Origin of the sequence: Pseudomonas sp. NPDC087342, assembly GCF_044744265.1 — a bacterium.
Taxonomy (GTDB): domain Bacteria; phylum Pseudomonadota; class Gammaproteobacteria; order Pseudomonadales; family Pseudomonadaceae; genus Aquipseudomonas; species Aquipseudomonas nunensis.
The window spans coordinates 130,411-148,596 of the sequence record NZ_JBIUXZ010000013.1 but is presented as its reverse complement, the minus strand read 5'-3'; the positions used below and the strand labels follow the sequence as shown (position 1 = coordinate 148,596).

Sequence of the window (18,186 nt, the reverse complement as noted above, 5' to 3'; positions counted from 1 at the left end):
GAACGAGTCCTACCAGCAGCCAGCCATGCCGGCCGGTGTCGAGGAAGGCATCATCAAGGGCATGTACCTGCTCGAGGAAGACACCCGCGAAGCGGCGCACCACGTTCAGCTGATGGGCTCCGGCACCATCCTGCGTGAAGTCCGTGAAGCGGCGAAGATCCTGCGCGAAGAGTTCAACATCGGTGCTGACGTCTGGAGCGTTACCAGCTTCAACGAACTGCGTCGCGACGGCCTGGCCGTTGAGCGCACCAACCGTCTGCACCCTGGCCAGAAGCCGAAGCTGAGTTACGTCGAAGAGTGCCTGAACGGCCGTAAAGGTCCGGTCATTGCCTCTACCGACTACATGAAGCTGTTCGCCGAACAAATTCGTCAGTGGGTCCCGTCCAAGGAATTCAAAGTCCTGGGCACCGACGGTTTCGGTCGCAGTGACAGCCGTAAAAAGCTGCGTCACTTCTTCGAAGTCGACCGTCATTTCGTGGTGTTGGCAGCCCTGGAAGCCTTGGCTGACCGTGGTGATATCGAACCTAAGGTGGTGGCCGAGGCTATCGTCAAGTTCGGGATCAACCCGGAAAAACTCAACCCACTGGACTGCTGAGGAGACAATCTGTGAGCGAACTCATTCGAGTACCTGACATCGGCAGCGGTGAAGGTGAAGTAATCGAACTATTTGTGAAGGTCGGCGACCGAATCGAAGCCGACCAGAGCATCCTGACGCTTGAGTCGGACAAGGCGAGCATGGAGATTCCTGCTCCCAAGGCCGGCGTCGTCAAAAGCCTGAAAGTGAAAATCGGCGATCGCCTGAAAGAAGGCGACGAGCTGCTGGAGCTGGAAGTCGAAGGTGCCGCTGCTGCGGCGCCTGCGCCTGCCGCTGCTGCACCGGCTGCCAAAGCTGAAGCTGCACCGGCGGCCGCACCTGCCGCCGCTGCCGCTCCAGCCGCCGCGCCAGCTGCTGCATCTACTCAGCAAGTACACGTGCCGGACATCGGTTCGTCGGGCAAGGCCCAGATCATCGAGATCCAGGTCAAGGTCGGCGACACCGTCGAGGCTGATCAATCGCTGATCACCCTGGAATCCGACAAGGCGAGCATGGAAATTCCATCGCCTGCCGCTGGCGTGGTCGAAAGCATCAGCGTCAAGTTGAACGACGAAGTCGGCACTGGCGACCTGATCCTGGCGTTGAAAGTGGCGGGTGCTGCGGCCCCTGCTGCTGCCGCGCCGGCCCAGGCTGCCGCTCCGGCCGCCGCCGCTGCTCCAGCGCCAGCCGCTGCGGCTCCGGCTGCACCAGTTGCCGACACTGTCCAGGACATTCACGTCCCGGACATCGGCTCGTCGGGCAAGGCCAAGATCATCGAAGTACTGGTCAAGGCTGGCGACACCGTCACCGCCGACCAGTCGCTGATCACCCTGGAATCCGACAAGGCGAGCATGGAAATCCCGTCGCCTGCCGCTGGCGTGGTGGAAAGCGTTTCCATCAAGCTGGATGACGAAGTCGGTACTGGCGACCTGATCCTGAAGCTGAAAGTCAAAGGCGTTGCGCCTGCCGCTGCTCCAGCACCTGCCGCCGCGGCCCCGAGCGCGCCTGCTCCAGCCGCTGCTGCACCGGCTGCTGCCGCTCCGGCTCCGGCTGCACCTGCCGCTGCTCCAGCCAAGCCAGGCGCCAAGGTTCACGCCGGCCCGGCCGTTCGCCAACTGGCCCGTGAATTCGGCGTCGAGCTGAGCGCGGTCAGCCCAAGCGGTCCGCACGGTCGTGTGCTCAAAGAAGACGTGCAGGTTTACGTCAAAGCCATGATGCAGAAGGCCAAGGAAGCACCGGCCGCTGGTGGCGCAACCGGCGGCGCGGGCATCCCGCCGATCCCGGTCGTGGACTTCAGCCGCTTCGGCGAAACCGAAGAAGTGCCGATGACTCGCCTGATGCAAATCGGCGCGTCGAGCCTGCACCGCAGCTGGTTGAACATTCCGCACGTGACTCAGTTCGATTCGGCTGATATCACCGACCTGGAAGCGTTCCGCATCGCACAGAAAGCCGTAGCAGAGAAGGCCGGCGTCAAGCTGACCATCCTGCCGCTGCTGCTCAAGTCGTGTGCGCACCTGCTCAAGGAACTGCCGGACTTCAACAGTTCGCTGGCCCCAAGCGGCAAAGCGATCATCCGCAAGAAGTACGTGAACATCGGCTTCGCGGTCGACACCCCGGATGGCCTGCTGGTACCGGTCATCAAAAACGTCGACCAGAAGAGCCTGTTGCAACTCGCAGCCGAAGCCGCTGTGCTGGCCGCCAAAGCCCGCGACAAGAAGCTCACCGCTGACGACATGCAAGGCGCCTGCTTCACCATTTCCAGCCTCGGCCACATTGGCGGCACCGGCTTCACGCCGATCGTCAACGCGCCGGAAGTGGCGATCCTCGGTGTTTCCAAGGCAACCATCCAGCCAGTCTGGGACGGCAAAGCCTTCCAGCCGAAACTGATGCTGCCACTGTCGCTGTCCTACGATCACCGTGTGATCAACGGCGCCGCTGCTGCACGCTTCACCAAGCGTCTGAGCGACCTGCTGGCGGACATCCGCACCATCCTGCTGTAAACCCGATGGCCCTCCTTCACCGGAGGGCCTGTCGCGTTCCACGATTTCCGAGCGCCACGCTCGTACCTCAACCCCGCCAATTTGGCGGGGCTTTTTTTGCCTGGCAGAAAATGCCTGCCACTTTCCTACAACTGCGGCTTACTTCGCCCACAACTTGAGTCCACTTCGGCTCGATATTTTTCGCCAGCCAATAACTAGGCTTAGTTTCGTGAAGTTCAAGATGAACTTCGACACTCTCAATCGCTTAGTTAGCACTACTTCGAACGGATTCGAATATGTTCAAACCGACTGTCGGCCCGATCATCGGCCACACTACAACTAATCATGTGCGCATTTTTTTGCGCGGCGATATTCAAGCTGACGCCCTGGTATTTGCCGGCATCCGTTATCGCCGTTTGGGTGATAAACGCTGGAGCAAAGGCGTGTTTACCAAACTGTCGATCTTGCGGGATATGTCTGACGTCATTGGGTTAAATCAGCTGTACGAAAATACCGAATATGAATACCAGGCGGGCTGGTTCAGCCCCATGAGCCCGGTACATACCGTGGAAACCGTGCAGGAGTTGCCGCTGCAATGGCCACGGGAGATCTATCGCTTTCGTACCCGCTCCAGCAAGGCCGCCCTGCCCCGCTCTTACATCGTCGGGTCGTGCCGGTATCTGCGCATGACCGCAGGCATCGCGTCGGCTCCGCATCTGGGTGACCGGATCTTCGCGTCGATCACGCAACTGGCGGAACAGGCCATCCCGCCAATCAGCGCCATGTTGATGACCGGCGACCAGATCTACGTCGATGACTTGAACCGCATTGCGCCCGATCGGGAATATAAGGAAATACTCAGCAAGTACCGCGTGGCTTTTTCGCAGCCCAATATCAGAAAGTTTATGTCAGCCACGCCGACTTACATGATTCTCGACGACCATGAGATTGAAGACAACTGGCCGGCCAATAGAAGTAAAGACGACGATTACTTGTATAAAAATGCCATCGCAGCGTATGAACTCTATCAAGCCAGCCATAGCCCGGCGCATGAACTATTGCCCGACGGGAAAATAAGTCGCCTAGCGGAACAGTATTGGTATCAGTTTGCCGAAGGCGATATCGAATGGTTTGTCACCGATAGCCGGACCCGACGCAATCTGTCCGCTGATGACCGCCGCATCCTCGACGATGAACAGGAGCAAGCGCTGCTCAAATGGCTGATTCATAGCCCGGCACGGGTCAAGTTCGTGGTCACCAGTGTGATGTTCTACCCCGACCGCAAAAAACTTGGCGACGACGCCTGGAAAGCCTTCCCGGAACAACGCCTGCGGCTGCTGGAGACAATTCGTACACAACGCATCCACAACGTCATCTTCGTTTCCGGCGATGTCCACGGCTCACTCACCAGTCGTCTGACCCACAACGAGGATCGGGACTTTGAGGTTCACACCATCGTCTCTTCGCCGCTGTGCAACAGCAAGTTGCTGCCGTACGCCAGCGAAGCGACGTTCATTCTTGATCAGCCACTGGCTCGGACGGCGACTGGCGAGTATCGGCATGCACTCACCAGTAAGGTTGTGAGCCAGGATAATTTTGCGCATTTGGTGGTGGAGGCGGAGCAGGTTCGCGTCAGCTACCACGATAGGGAGGGCAAGCTGTTGCAGTCGATTGATATTCCATTGCGTTAACACACACCTGTGGCGAGGGAGCTTGCTCCCGCTTGAGTGCGCAGCGCTCACAAGAATTTGGGGCCGCTGCGCAGCCCGGCGCGAGCAAGCTCGCTCGCCACAGAACGGCGCCCACCTCAGAAATCTTCGCTGCAAACCATTACTTTCACCCCCTCACTGGAGAAATCCTCCCTCCTGCCGACATATTCTTATAGCACTTGGCCTTCATGTCTCTTGTCAGTCGGGGCCGCAATGATGCAACCTTGCCGCAGGCAGCAGTTAAGAGGGCGAGAGCCCGGCGCGATCAGCATATTCGAAGCGAGTTTCCCTCAATGAAAAGCCAACCCGATGCCGCCAGCCGTATGGTGGCCGAGGTAGTGACGCAGTTGCCTGTGCCCTCGCGGCTCGGCATGCTGCGTTTCGAACGGCTGAACGAAGCTAGCTGGGCGCTGCTGTTTCTCGATCCCAATTGCGAACGACAGTTCGGCCTGCCGGCGGTGGAGCTTTGTGCGCTGGTCGGCTCGCCCTACGCGAGCCTGATGGAGCCCGAAGCGCGCTATCAATTGCATGACACGATCCAACTGCAACTCGCCGACAGTCCGCATTACCAGATCCGCTACACCCTGCACACCGCCGCCGGCACCTTGAGCCTGCTGGAACTCGGCGAAGCCTACAAACAACACAATCGACACCTGCTGCGCGGCTACCTGATGGTGGTGGATGGCCTGTTCGAGAATGAGCCGCTGTTGCCGGCCCTCGACCTGGAAACCCAGAACTCGCGCCTGCAAATCGCCCTGGAACTCAATCAGCGTGCCCAGCAGGAACAACTGCAGCACCTGGACCGGGTGCGCGCCCAGCAAGATTTGATTCTGCTGTTGACCCGTCAGCGCTACAGCACAGGCAACTCCCTGCAAGAAGCCGCCGAACTGATCGCCCGCTGCGCGTGCGATATCTACGAAATCGACTGCGCCAGCTTGTGGAACCTCGAAGGCTCCATGCTGGTGCCGATCTCGGCTTATCACCGTGCGACTCAGGAATACCTGATGCCGGAGCCGATCGACGTCAGCAGCTTCCCCGATTACCTGGAGGCCTTGCACACCAGTCGCGCCATCGATGCCCACAACGCCATCCGCGACCCGCGCACCCGTGACATGGCCGAGAGCCTGCGCCCGCGTGACGTCAACGCCATGCTCGACGCCAGTATTCGCGTCGATGGCCAGGTGGTTGGCGTGTTGTGCCTGGAGCAGACCGGTGCGACCCGCGCCTGGCAGTCCGATGAAATCGCCTTTGCCGGCGAGCTGGCGGATCAGTTCGCCCAAGTCATCAACAACCACAATCGACGCGCTGCCACCAGCGCCCTGCACCTGTTCCAGCGTGCGGTCGAGCAAAGTGCCAACGCCTTTCTGCTGGTCAATTGCGACGGCGTGGTCGAATACGTCAACCCGAGCTTCACCGCGATCACCCAGTACAGCACCGAAGAAGTCCACGGCCAGCGGCTGTCGGAACTGCCGGCGCTGGAAAACCTCAGCGAATTGCTGTTCGACGCGCCCTCGGCACTGGCCAAAAGCAACAGTTGGCAGGGCGAGTTCAAGAGCCGGCGCAAAAACCTCGAACCCTACTGGGGTCAGTTGTCGATATCCAAGGTGTATGGCGATAACCGTGAGCTGACGCATTACATCGGCATCTACGAAGACATCACCCACACCAAGCTCGCGCAGCAGCGCATCGAGCGCCTGGCCTATACCGACAACCTGACCAACCTCGGCAACCGCCCGGCGTTCATCCGCAACCTCGACGAACGCTTCGCCCGGGACACCGACACGCCAATCAGCCTGTTGCTGGTGGACATCGACAACTTCAAGCGGATCAACGACAGCCTCGGCCACCAGACCGGCGACAAGCTGCTGATCAGCCTGGCCCGACGCCTGCGCAACAGCCTGAGCCCGAGCGGCAGCCTGGCGCGTTTCGCCAGTAACGAATTCGCCGTGCTGCTGGACAACACCGACCTCGCGGCCGGCCAGCAAGTCGCCAACCAATTGCTGGCGACCCTCGACAAGCCGATGTTCGTCGACAACCAATTGATCAGCGTCACCGGCTCCGTGGGCCTGGCCTGCGCGCCGCTGCACGGTCGCGACCCGCAGACGCTGATGCGCAACGCCGGTCTGGCGCTGCACAAGGCCAAGGCCAACGGCAAGCATCAGGTCCAGGTGTTCACCGAAGCGCTCAACGCTGAAGCCAGTTACAAACTGTTCGTCGAGAACAACCTGCGCCGTGCCCTGACCCAGAACGAACTGGACGTGTTCTACCAGCCCAAGCTGTGCCTGCGCAGCGGTCGTTTGCTGGGGATGGAAGCCTTGCTGCGCTGGAATCATCCGGAAAAAGGCATGATCCGCCCGGACCAGTTCATCAGCGTTGCCGAAGAGACCGGCCTGATCATTCCGATCGGCAAGTGGATCGCCCGTCAGGCCTGCCGCATGAGCAAGGAACTGACCGCCGCTGGCTTGGGCAATCTGCAAGTGGCGATCAACCTGTCACCCAAGCAGTTTTCCGACCCGGACCTGGTAGCGTCCATCGCCAGCATCCTCAAGGAAGAAGCGCTGCCGGCAAACCTGTTGGAGCTTGAGTTAACCGAGGGCCTGCTGCTGGAAGCCACCGAAGACACGCACTTGCAACTCGACCAGCTCAAACGCCTGGGCCTGACCCTGGCCATGGACGACTTCGGTACCGGTTATTCGTCGCTCAGCTACCTGAAAAAATTCCCGATCGACATCATCAAGATCGATCGCAGCTTCATCCACGAAATCCCGGACAACCAGGACGACATGGAAATCACCTCCGCCGTGATCGCCATGGCCCACAACCTGAAACTCAAGGTCGTGGCCGAAGGCATCGAGACTGCCGAGCAGTTGGCGTTCCTGCGCCGGCATCGTTGCGACGTCGGCCAGGGCTACCTGTTCGACCGCCCTATCCCCGGCTCCGAGCTGATCGAAAAGCTCAAACGCTACCCGCGCGGCCCGATTGCCTGACGGCACACCATAAATCTTTGTGCCCCCCCAATACCTGTGGGAGCGAGCTTGCTCGCGATAGCGGCGGGTCAGTCAGCATTCATGTCTCAGATACACCGCTATCGCGAGCAAGCTCGCTCCCACAGGGATATTTGGGCAAACTGCGTGTCTGACAATTTACATTCAACCTGACTGAGGGGACTGAAGATGGTCTTGCGCTCGGAAATTCTGGTGAACAAAAACGTGCTCCCGACTAAAGAACAAGCTCTGCCCGGCCGTGAAACCCCGATGAACCTGCCGGAAAAACACTTCGTTCACGATGCACCGCTGCTGGGCCCTTTCGCCATGGACGTGGATTTCGCAATCTTCGGCCTGGGCTGTTTCTGGGGCGCCGAGCGCAAGTTCTGGCAGCGCGAAGGCGTGGTCAGCACGGTAGTGGGTTACGCCGGCGGCTTTACCCCGAACCCGACCTATGAAGAAGTCTGCTCCGGCCTGACTGGTCACAGCGAAGTGGTCTTGGTGGTCTACGAACCAGCAAAAGTCAGCTACGAAGAGCTGCTGAAGATGTTCTGGGAATTGCACAACCCGACCCAAGGCATGCGTCAGGGCAATGACATCGGCACCCAGTACCGCTCGGTGATCTACGCCACCAACCCGACTCAACTGGCCGCCGCCAAACACAGCGAGCAAGTGTTCCAGGCCGAGTTGACCAAGGCTGGCAAAGGCACCATCACCACCGAAATCGAAGAAGCCCCGACGGTCTACTTCGCCGAGGCCTATCACCAGCAATACCTGGCGAAAAACCCTGAAGGGTATTGCGGGATCGGCGGTACAGGCGTGACTTGCCCGATCTGATTTTCGGACGCTGAAAAGCTTCGCGGGCAAGCCTCGCTCCTACAAATCGGTGTGATCCGTAGGAGCGAGGCTTGCCCGCGAAGGCGTCAGGTCAGACGCCATAGATGCATTTGATCAACAATCAACTTTCGGCAATCAACCAATCCATCTGCCACCCACCCTGAGTCTGCCCAAGCTTCTTGGACAACCACGGCAGCAGCTCACGCAATTCTTCTTCCAGGCCCCACGGCGGATTCGCAATCGCCAACCCCGAGCCATTCAGGCTGTTCGGCGTATCCAGCGGATGCACCAACAACTCCACGCGCAACAACTTCGGCGCGCCCGTGCCGGCCAGGTCCTGATAGAAACGACGCAACATGCGCTGGTCCTTCACCGGGTACCAGATCGCCGCCACCGTCTGGCGCATCCGCCCAATCGCCTCTTTCAGCGACGCCGCGCAACGCTGCATCTCATCGAGCTGCTCGAACGGCGGATCAATCAACATCACAGCGCGCTTCTCCTGCACCGGCAACATCGCCCGAGGCACATGCCAGCCTTCGCCCAGGTGAACCTTCACCCGACGATCACCGGCCATGTTGTCCTTGAGTAGCACGCCGTCTTCAGGGTGCTTCTCGTTGAGCATCACCCGATCCTGCGGCCGCGTCAGGCGCCGCGCCAGTTCCGGCGACCCCGGGTAATAGCGCAACTGGCCATCCGGGTTCATGTCGTGCAACACCTTCATGTAATCGGCGGTCAATTCCGGCAGATCCGGCTGATCCCACAACCGCGCGATCCCTTCCAGATACTCACCGGTACGGCTCGCCTGATCACCCTGCAGGTCATACAGACCAATACCGGCGTGAGTGTCGAGATAGGCAAACGGCTGCTCCTTGCGCGACATCAAGGCGATGAGGCGGGTCAAAGTCAGGTGTTTGAACACATCGGCGTGATTGCCGGCATGGAAGGCGTGACGATAATTCATGATTGCTCCTGCGAAGGCCGGGAAGTTTACCTTGTACCGAGCCTAACGTCAGGGGTTGGTGGCTGAGCGGCAGTTCACGCGGTAATTCCCCCGGAGCTGCCGAAGGCTGCGATCTTTTTGATCTTGCCCTCGTGGCGAGGGAGCTTGCTCCCGCTGGGCTGCGAAGCGGCCCCAAAAAATCAGAGACCACCACAACCCCCTGTGGCGAGGGGGCTCGCCCCCGTTCGACTGCAAAGCAGTCGCCAAACCAAGCCCCGCGGTATACCTGACAAAACCGAGTCGCAGTCTTTGGGGCCGCTACGCAGCCCAACGGGAGCAAGCTCCCTCGCCACAAAAGCCCTTCGCCGCTACTCCGGCGACCGAGCCCGCAACCGCTTCCCAAGCACATCCAGCACATCACACCCATCCCGCAACGGAATGGCGCAAAGCAACGCAAAGTCACTGAGAATCATCGAATCACACTCAATCGAGCCGCGCATGGACAGGTTCTCAAGCACCTGGGTAACGGCACGGATTCGATAGCCGGCAGCGTCACACAAAACATCGAGCGGGGCGTGGGTGTCGACGAACAAGGTGGGCATTTCACTGCAATTGCTGGTGAGTGCCATGTAGCGATTATCGGGATGGGGGACTGGTTTTTCGTAGGGTGGATCGGGGTGAAGAGTTTTCATTGTTTATAGACCTTGGTGGATAAATTTAAGCTACCAACGGCCTTTCCTACGGGCTTGGGTGGCAGCCGTGCACGGGAGTAGGAAACTGAGGAAATCCACCAAACTCAGCCACACCGAAGCGTGTCCCGCACACAACCGCCGCGAACAATCTTACGGACACGAATTAAGTGCCGCAATCAGACGACAGCGCAGATGCGCGGTGAATATCCAAGGGTTCCTACGCCCTGCCACTGCTTTCGCAGCGACAGCCAAAGACTATCCATCGATCTCACTGCGCACCAGTTCATGGAAGCCGCCACAGCTTGAAGGAAACTTCCGATGGGCTTGTCCGGAAATTTCGCTGCACGCTAGACCGGCGGTTAACCGAGCGTTACCCAAGTGGATTGATCCTCAAGACTTGCCTTTTGAAGGTCTTCTCTCCACTCGACAGTTGCCAATCGATAAATATCTTCAAAAAAAACTTTGGTATTTTCCATTTCATCCCATCCACATGGAAATGAGGAATACGCCTCTGGGTCATATTTAAAAAGCGACTGAAAATCATAGCTTTTATCCTGAAGCGCCTTCTCCAGGCATTTATAAAGCAAAAAACGATGTCGATAGGTACGATTTCTAACCAGACAATATTTTATTATTAATTCTTCTCTGTCCGCAGGATCGTTCGGATCAAACTTCTCCAGCTCCTCTCCAAGTGTTTCTTCACGATCATAAATATCGAAACACCCCAAAAAATATGAAGGTGTAGGAATATATGGCTGCCCAGTACCAAGATCAATAAACATAACTCGCCTCATTTAATCGGATACAACGTAAACGGTATGCCTTTATCATCAAACTTCATCTCGAAGCCGTTCAAACTAATAAGCCTCGGATTTTCTTTTGAATTAGCATTTGGTACGTACCCTTCTCCGGCACCCGGCAGCTCCATTCTGACAATGTCGTTGCCCTCACGGTCTATCCCAGTAAATTGAGGCAGGCCCTGTTTTGTCCTCGTTGTTGCAAGAGTGTAAGCCTCGAGCATTAATTCCCAACTGCTAAATCTGGAGCTTGGATTACCACGTTGGTGCCAAGGTCTTCTACCTGTTATCGGATCCGTACCATCAATAGCTCGCTGCTTCCATTTGGCATCTGGTACCGCTGGACTATGTTTCCCCACCATATGCATACCCTGGCTTTTATCCAACCGTCTAATTTCATTCTCGGCAAGCTCCGCTGCACTTAACTTAGGCTTCGGTAACTCAGGCTCACCCTCATCAACCCTAGCGCCAGTCGTATCCCCCGGTACCTTACAATCCGACTTATCCGGTGGCGGGCAGCTCAGCCCTAACGGATCAACCCACCCCGTCGGATTCGGCGTGTACTGGTACTGGTTCAGCCCACCCGCCAACTTGATCGGATCAGGCGTCAGGTACCGGCCAATCTCCGGATCATAGTACCGATGCCGGTTGTAGTGCAGGCCGCTCTCGGCGTCGAAGTATTGCCCCTGAAACCGCAACGGCTGTTCAAGTTGTTCACCCGCGCCATGGGTCAGGCCGGTGACCTTTCCGTAAGCGTTGTACTTCGCCGCCCAGACAATCTCGCCACCAAAATCCGTCAGTTCCTGCGGTGTGCCGAGATGATCAAGTTGGTAGTAGAAGGGACAGGCCTGGCGCGGGCCTTTGCCGTCGAGCATGGCCAGCGGACGGAAGGTGCCAGGTTCATAAACATAGCTGCGGTAATGTTCGCGGCTGCTTTCGGCAACAACTTGATCGCCTTGCCAGAAGAATTCGGTGGTCTTTCCATCGACGGTTTTGGCGATGCGGCGGCCGAAGGCGTCGTAGCGATAATTCGCACAACTTCCATTCGGCAAAGTGACGGTAATCAACCGGTGCTGGCAGTCGTAGCGATATTCGGTGACGAGTTTTTGCGCCGTGCCACGCCGTTCGCGGATGAGGTTGCCGAAGGCGTCGTAGTCGTAGTGGCGGTCGCCCTGCATCAGCAGACGATTGCCTTTTACGCGGGCCAGACCGGGACGGTCTTGCATCAGCAGGTTGCCCGCCGGGTCGTGGGCGAAGCTTTCCGGTGGGTTGTCGCGGGTGTGACGAACGCGGGTCAGGCGGTTCAGTGCGTCGTAAACATAGCTGCGCTGGCCATGTCGGGTGTCCGCGATGCTGTCGAGATTGCCGTTGGCGCTGTAGGCATAATCGCGGCGATACAGCGGTTGGCGTTGTTGACTGACGGCGTGAGCCTTCAGGCGTCCTTGATCGTCGTAGGCATATTCGCTAAGCAGCAGGCCTTGTTGGCGCTGTTGCTCACGGCCGAATCGGAACTGATGGGTGGTGAGTTGCGCGCCATTGAGGTCGATGGCCGTCAGTGCGCCGCCCTTGGCATGGTGGTAATCGAGTTTGCTGTTGTCCGGCAGGCGCAGGCGTTTGAGTTGGCCGCAGGCGTCGTAGCTGTAGTGCAAGGTGCCCCAGCCTTGGTGTTCGGTGATGAGGCGGTCTTGCTTGTCGTAGGAAAATTCCAGTGGATGGTCGTGACCATCATCAACGCTGACCAGGCGCCCGAGGCTGTCATAGCGGTATTCAACCTTGATGCCGTCGGGCAGCGTCTTGACCAGCAAGCGCCCGGCCGAGTCCCGCTGGTAACCGGTGATGAGTGTCGAACCGTCATCGCCGAACTCGGTTTTCTCCAGCAGTTGCCCATTGAGGTCGTAGGCGTACGCCGTGCGTTGCCCGTCGAATCCGGTTTCCTGTCGGATCAATCCATTGGGCGTGTAGTCCAGCTGATATTTTTCGCCGGATTCGTTTTCGATCTCGGTCAGAAGCAGCTGCGCATTGTCGTAGCGATACTTCAGTTGAGTGCCGTCGGGGTTGATGCGGCGGCTGACCAGATGCAGGTCGTCGGCATATTCGTAGCGAGTGACGCGACCGACTTCGTCCTGCTCGGCGGTGATCTGGCTGTAGGCGTTGTAGCTAAAAACGCGGGTGGCGCCTGTAGGTAAAGTCGTCTGAATCAGTCGGCCAATGTCATCCCATTGATACCGCGTAACAGCGCCATGTTCGTCCTGACTGGTAATCCGCCGCCCCAACACGTCGTAGGAGAACTGCCGTTGGCCGCCGTCCGGCAAGGTCTCTCCGACCAGTTGCCCCAAGCCGTTCCAGACGAACATGTGCCGACTGGTGTCCGGGTAGCGGATGGTCAGTAACTGCCCTTGAGCGCCGTAGTAGTAGTGGGTGACTTGTCCATCCGGGTCGACAGCCTCGGTGACGTCGCCCTGGGCATTACGCCGATAGGTCCACACCGCTTCGCCGCGATACCGCGCATGCAGGAAACCGTTGCGATACTCGTAGGCCGTTGGCTCGTCTTCCGGCGGAATCAGCGCCACGAGGCGTCCGACTTCGTCGTAACGATATTCCGTGACCGCCCCAAGCGGATCCTGCTCGGCAATCAGGCGGCCGCTGTCGTCGTAGGACTTGAGATGTTCACCGCCGTCCAGTTCAACCTTGCGCACCAATCGCGCCCGGTCGTCGTGGACGTAAACCTCTTCGCTGCCGTCGATGTTTTTAACGGTGACGCTGCCTTCGTCATCCCAGACGTAACGCGTGTCCATCTGCGAAAACGACGCCCAATGTCGGACGCATCGCGCAGCCTTGCCGGACCTTTCCCACTCCCAAAAGAAACTCGCCCCACCGGTCAATTGCCGCTGGAGGATCACGTGTTGATCGTCGTAGTCGTAACGCTCGCTTTCGCCGGCAGCGTTGATGGCGGCAATCAGTTGATCACGCTCGTCGTAGTCGTAACTGACCAGCGTTTGTTCGGTGTGCCAGGCGTCATCAAGGGTCTGGGCGGGGCGAAAAACCTGGTAATCGACAGCAATCAAATGGCTGCGGGCATAGCGCAACAGCAGGGCGCGACCGGCGCTGTTGTCGAGGCGTTTGATCCGGTCCTGGCGGTCGCGGGTAATGCGTAGACGGTTGTCGTATCCGTCGCTGATCGCTGTCAGAAAACCGTTATGAAAGTGGTAGAAACGGGTTTCTTCGCCGCCCTGGGCGAGGATCAGTTCGTCAGGTTCTTCGCCGAGGTAAATCGCCGCACGCGACAGGCTGTTATGAATCGCCGGGCGTTCGGTGTTCGGTAGCGGGAACGTGGTGCGGCGGTTTTCGTGGTCGATCCAGACGACGTTTTCGCCGTCGATTTCCAGGCGATGCGCGAGGGTGTGACTCCAGCCGAAACCAAGACCGCTGTCGATTTCGGCGGCGCTGGTGCGGTAGAGACGGGTGAAGTTGAACGGCAGAATTCCGTCGAGCGTGCCGTCGGTGAGCGTCAACAGTTCTTCGCCGGTAACCATCGACACCGGGCAGCCATTCTTGCAAGTCGACGGCGCGCAAGTGGCAGCTTCACCGTTGGGGTTTTTCGCCTGGTCGGGGGCGTCGTCGTGGTGTTCGTCTTTCTTCAACGAAGTGTTGCGACGTGCGCCCCAGTTCAACTGCATCCGGCCTTTTTTCATGCCGGCGGCGATACCTCGGACGGCGACTTTTTTGTAGCGATCGACGTAGCTGATGAAGGTGTCGATGATCGAAAAGATCGCCTTCACCAGACGCAGAACCGCACTGAGTAGCTGCGCGGCCCGGTCCGCCAGACGCATCGTCAGATAAGCAATACCGGCGCCCGCCCCGGCGAACGTAAGAACGATGCCGATCAGGATGTCGATCAACAGCTGCACCACGACCATCGAGACGGCTTCGGCGGTTTTGCCGGCGATTTCGCCCGGTGGCAGCATGTCCAGCCAGAGACTGGCGGAGCGCACCAGCAGGCATAGCGCCGCTTCGTCACTTGCCAACAACTGGGCTTTTTCCATGACGTCCGGTGCAGTTTTCGCAAGCTTCTCCAGCTCCGCGGCACTCTCACCCAACTGCGTTGTGAACTTGGCCGGGTCCTTGAGAATGTCCGAAAGCAGGCTGATGCCGTCCCACACGCCCTCGATCGCGGCCCAACTTCCCGCGAGCAATCCATTGCCTACAGCAGCCGAAGACGATTCCGACCACTTTGGTTTAAACGTCTTCCACTCATCACGCAGCCAGCCTTCAAGCTGCGTCGTCAAACCGTCATAGGAAGAGAAAAGATCATCGACTTGCTGCGGCGTGACCTCACTGTGAACATGAATGCGGTAAAACTTGCCCTCGACTCCTCTGAACGTCCCTTTGCCATGTTCATCAAGCGTGATCGGCGTCACCTCCCCGCTCTCAGACGCAATCACATCGACCTGAATATTCCCCACGGGGATGTCATAAACCGATTCAATTTTGCTCTCGATCTCCAGCGCCCCACCCTTCGGACACTGCACGACAGTAGAAGAAAAATCGTCATCGCCACTGCTCACAATGGTGCTGGAATGACCGAACCGAACGATCCGTTCCATCCCCATCAACGAAGGCAAATCAGCGGCATGACTTCCCTTGTCCGCCGCCCGGCTCAACCAGTGCTTCAGCTGTTCACGGTAGAGGGAAAGGGTGTTCGGGAAACTGTCGAGCTCCTGCTCGATGCGCACAATCTGGTCCATCAGTTCAGCTCCGCCATCAGGTAATCCACCAAGGCCTGTTTCGATGCTTGGGGCAGGTTCTGCGCTTCAAGAAAACTCGCGACCTTGCGTCGCAATACGCTGTCGGAAAAAGCCTCGAACAGGTCCGGAAGGTCTTCGCTCAGCCACTTCAACAGGTTGTTGATTCGGGTAATGGAAGACTGCGCGGCGAGCTCTTCGAGCAATGCCTCGGGGACGTTCCACCACGGAAAAACCTGGGAGCTTTTCAGCGCACGACCGCCGATTTCCAGCGCTCGGCCATTGATCAGGCAACGCCCGATGACCGGCAGCAGCTTCGCGGTATCGACAGCGGTGGATTGCAACATTGGAAGCAGATAGCGCCCGTCCCAGAAACGGAAAAACACCTTGTCGTTATTGGGCAGCAGGGCTTGTGTGAGGCTTCGCAAGTGATCGACCACGGCGTCCAGGCTGGCCGACGAAATAGCCAACCATCCCCAGTCACAAGATTCAGTGGCGGCGACCCATTCCAGAAACCCACCGTCAACGGCGACGATTCCCACAAAAGGCATCACCGCTTCCCACTCGGCGTAGGCGGTGTCGGCCCAAATCGGGTTCGGTACTTGAGCGGTGAGCGAGCGCTGCCAAGCTTTGAACGGCTCCGCCGCGCTGGCATTGCTGAAGATTGCGAACAGTCGTTCCGAGGGTTGCAGCGGCTGCTGTTCCAACCAGGCGCGAGGGGAAAAGTGATCAGGCTGCACAGACACCATCCTTGCAACGCTCACACTCTTCACAGAACGGCGCATCACCTTTCAGGCTCAGAATCTGCGCCGCACTGAGCAACGCCGCCGGGGCTGCGGCAAGCTTCAAAGGCACATCCGCCGAAATCGCCACGGCTGACATGGCCGCCATTGGCGCGCCACCGACCATAATCGGCACGCTACTGAAAATCCCGGCCGGCCCGATATTGATCCACTGCCCGCCCGCCTGAATGGTTGCGCTGGCACCGCCGTCGATCACTACTTGCTGGCCGGCGCTGACATGGAATTGCTGACTGGCGTTGAGCGCCTGATTGGTCACGCGGATGTGCCGGTCGCCGGTCACCAGCAGGTGATCGTCTTGCCTGATTTCGGTCTGGCGCTGGCGCTGGCCATGGGTGATGCGTTGTTCGTCTGCCTTCATCTCGTGCCGGGCGATGCCGGAGACTACGATGCTGCGGGCGTTATCGACCTGAACCTGTTGATCATTCAGCACGTGCTGGGTCCAGTTTCGCTGGGCGCGCAGGTAAATTTCCTCGGCGCCTTTGCGATCCTCGATGCGCAATTCGTTGTAGCCACCGCCGCCGGGACTGCTCTGGCTGCGGAAAATGCTGCGGGTCTTGTCGGCGGGCAGGTCCAGCGGAACGGGCGTCGCGGCGTTCGGCAGGCAGCCCATCACCAGCGGTTTGTCAGCATCGGCATCGATGAAACCCACCAGCACTTCCATGCCGACTCGCGGAATCAATACGCTGCCGTAACGGTCGTGTGCCCAACCGGTGGCGACTCGCAACCAGCAACTGGAGTGCTCGTTAAGTTGGCCGTCACGGTCCCAGGCGAGCTGGACTTTGACCCGGCCAAATTCATCGCAGTGGATTTCGCTGTCGCTCGGCCCGGTGACCACGGCGGCTTGGTAGCCGAGCATGCGCGGCTTGTCAGGTCCCAGTGGTGGTCGGAACGAAACGTCCCACGGCGTTGCGAGAAAGGTATTTCGATAACCCTGGAATTCACCGTCGTCGGTGGCGGACTCTTCCAGCACTTGCGGCTGACGACCATGGTGTTCGATTTCAGTGATCAGCCACAGGTCATTCCAGACGTGGCGCGGATGCTCGGCCAGTTGCAGGAAATGTCCGCTGGCCAGTGTCGATTGATCGCTGCGACCTTCAGCCTGGCGGTAATCCGCGCCATGACGTTCCAAGGCTCGCTGGGTCAGTTGCTTGCCGGACTCACGGTCGCTGAATTGACCGGGAAAGTGGTAGTCCTCCAGCACCGGGCGCTGTTCGCTATCGACGCGGCTTTCGAGTGGCAGGCGAGGTTTGCGGAAGTCGTAGTCCCGGCGAGCCACGGCTGTCGTCCGGGTCTCCAGACGCACGTTGAAACGCTTGATCGCCGGGGCGGTGGCGGCCATGCCGCTGCCAGGCAGATACAGCGTGGGCTCGGGCAGACGCGGGAAAACCGTCTGATCGTCGCCGAACACCAGTAGATGGCCGTCGGGGCTGTGCTGGAAATGGAAGTGAATGCCGATCTCGGCGCACAGGCGCTGGATAAACGCCAGATCGCTTTCCGCGTATTGCACGCAGTACTCACGTTCGGGGTAGTCGCTGCCGAGTTGAAATTCAAAGGCATCGCGCTGGATCCCGTGATCCTTGAGGACTTGCGCAATGATCGCCGGCACGCTCTGGTGCTGGAAGATTCTTTGATTGATGCGCTGGCCGAGGTAGGTCAGACGCGGGACAAGGCTGACTTGATAGCGTGTCAGACGTTTACCGGAATCTCCTTGGCCGACACGAAAAATCTGACCGTGAATGCCGGAACCCTCCCCGTCAAAACTCAGAAATGCCTGACTATGCAGGAGGCTCTCAAGGTCGAGGTCCGGCTGTTCGCTGACCAGTTCCAGGTCGAAACGAAAGGGTTGGCTGATGGCTTCCTTGCCCGTGAACTCAAGCACCTTGAGCTCATTCTGGACACCGTCGAGGGTCAACGTGAAACGCGGTTGATTGGCTGGCGCGAACATCCGATGTGTCTCTGCAGAATGAAGGCGGGCGATTCTGCATGAGCAATACGGAGGGTTGAGTGGAGGTCAGGAAAATCAGATTTACCCTACTTTTTTAGGGATTTTTCCTTCAAGAATCAGTGCATTTGGCTACAGACATTTCCCTTTGGAAGAAGTGTGTTGCAGCTGAAGACGCCTTCGCGGG

At 58.7% G+C, this 18,186-nt stretch carries 11 protein-coding genes; 5 read left to right on the top strand and 6 right to left on the bottom strand.

Going from position 1 to position 18,186, the window contains the following annotated elements; all coding sequences use genetic code 11:
* The 5 genes from ACIOYV_RS22720 to msrA form a co-directional block, all read left to right on the top strand.
* Nucleotides 1-595, top strand: a 595-nt coding sequence (locus ACIOYV_RS22720; protein ID WP_401327190.1) for a transketolase-like TK C-terminal-containing protein, incomplete at its 5' end; no start/stop codon positions are given.
* Nucleotides 596-606: 11 nt separating this feature from the next.
* Nucleotides 607-2,574 (top strand): dihydrolipoyllysine-residue acetyltransferase, encoded by a 1,968-nt coding sequence (aceF, locus tag ACIOYV_RS22715; protein WP_401327187.1) that lies wholly within the window; start codon nucleotides 607-609, stop codon nucleotides 2,572-2,574.
* Between the two features lie 275 nt (nucleotides 2,575-2,849).
* Nucleotides 2,850-4,244: an alkaline phosphatase D family protein gene (locus tag ACIOYV_RS22710; protein WP_401327185.1), complete on the top strand. Its 1,395-nt coding sequence runs from the start codon at nucleotides 2,850-2,852 to the stop codon at nucleotides 4,242-4,244.
* A gap of 311 nt (nucleotides 4,245-4,555) precedes the next feature.
* The gene (locus tag ACIOYV_RS22705) at nucleotides 4,556-7,249 is read left to right on the top strand and encodes an EAL domain-containing protein (RefSeq protein ID WP_401327183.1); all 2,694 of its coding nucleotides are present in this window, start codon (nucleotides 4,556-4,558) and stop codon (nucleotides 7,247-7,249) included.
* A gap of 186 nt (nucleotides 7,250-7,435) precedes the next feature.
* Nucleotides 7,436-8,083: a peptide-methionine (S)-S-oxide reductase MsrA gene (gene msrA / locus ACIOYV_RS22700; protein ID WP_054053236.1), complete on the top strand. Its 648-nt coding sequence runs from the start codon at nucleotides 7,436-7,438 to the stop codon at nucleotides 8,081-8,083.
* Nucleotides 8,084-8,204: 121 nt separating this feature from the next.
* Here the strand turns inward: msrA and ACIOYV_RS22695 are convergent, their stop codons facing one another.
* The 6 genes from ACIOYV_RS22695 to ACIOYV_RS22670 form a co-directional block, all read right to left on the bottom strand.
* A complete protein-coding gene (locus ACIOYV_RS22695; RefSeq protein ID WP_223450924.1) occupies nucleotides 8,205-9,044 on the bottom strand; it encodes a 23S rRNA (adenine(2030)-N(6))-methyltransferase RlmJ in 840 nt (279 codons plus the stop codon).
* Nucleotides 9,045-9,391: 347 nt separating this feature from the next.
* Nucleotides 9,392-9,715, bottom strand: a complete 324-nt coding sequence (locus tag ACIOYV_RS22690; protein WP_054053232.1) for a hypothetical protein — start codon at nucleotides 9,713-9,715, stop codon at nucleotides 9,392-9,394.
* Between the two features lie 359 nt (nucleotides 9,716-10,074).
* Nucleotides 10,075-10,497 (bottom strand): hypothetical protein, encoded by a 423-nt coding sequence (locus ACIOYV_RS22685; protein ID WP_401327180.1) that lies wholly within the window; start codon nucleotides 10,495-10,497, stop codon nucleotides 10,075-10,077.
* Nucleotides 10,498-10,505: 8 nt separating this feature from the next.
* The gene (locus ACIOYV_RS22680; protein ID WP_401327177.1) at nucleotides 10,506-15,257 is read right to left on the bottom strand and encodes an RHS repeat-associated core domain-containing protein; all 4,752 of its coding nucleotides are present in this window, start codon (nucleotides 15,255-15,257) and stop codon (nucleotides 10,506-10,508) included.
* Nucleotides 15,257-15,994, bottom strand: coding sequence for a DUF4123 domain-containing protein (locus ACIOYV_RS22675; protein ID WP_401327174.1), 738 nt, complete (start codon nucleotides 15,992-15,994; stop codon nucleotides 15,257-15,259). Before ACIOYV_RS22675 ends, ACIOYV_RS22680 begins: the two co-directional genes overlap by 1 nt.
* On the bottom strand, nucleotides 15,984-18,002 hold the full coding sequence (locus tag ACIOYV_RS22670) for a type VI secretion system tip protein VgrG (RefSeq protein ID WP_401327171.1): 2,019 nt from the start codon (nucleotides 18,000-18,002) through the stop codon (nucleotides 15,984-15,986). Before ACIOYV_RS22670 ends, ACIOYV_RS22675 begins: the two co-directional genes overlap by 11 nt.
* Between the last annotated feature and the right edge of the window lie 184 nt (nucleotides 18,003-18,186).